This is a genomic window from Chryseobacterium sp. HMWF035 (assembly GCF_003094695.1).
GTDB lineage: Bacteria > Bacteroidota > Bacteroidia > Flavobacteriales > Weeksellaceae > Chryseobacterium > Chryseobacterium gambrini.
The window spans coordinates 43494-43803 of record NZ_QEHP01000142.1 but is presented as its reverse complement, the minus strand read 5'-3'; the positions used below and the strand labels follow the sequence as shown (position 1 = coordinate 43803).

At 40.3% G+C, this 310-nt stretch carries 1 protein-coding gene; it reads right to left on the bottom strand.

From position 1 onward, the window contains the following. The coding region (locus DD829_RS23895; RefSeq protein ID WP_165814898.1) for a transposase at positions 1–310 on the bottom strand (310 nt) is incomplete at both ends.

The window sequence follows — 310 nt, the reverse complement described above, 5'->3', positions numbered from 1 at the left end:
GGAAACGTGATATTCTTCTCCTGAACAGTAGTATCAATCTGAACTTCATCTTCTGTTTTGGCTTTGGGATGAAGTGAAATGCTTTGTCCCAAAAGAAACTCTAAACCACTCTCTCCAATTCTCTTTCTAAAGTGTACAAAATTGCTCGGGTCAAAAGGCTGCTCGGTCTGAAAAAAGGTTTCTCCTGTAAAATATTGCCAATAAGCATTCTCCACCCATCTTTCTACAACCGTCTCATCGCTTTCTCTAAACATCTCCTTGAGCAAAAGCATTCCTGCTATTTTACGGATAGCAATAGAAGGTCTTCCGC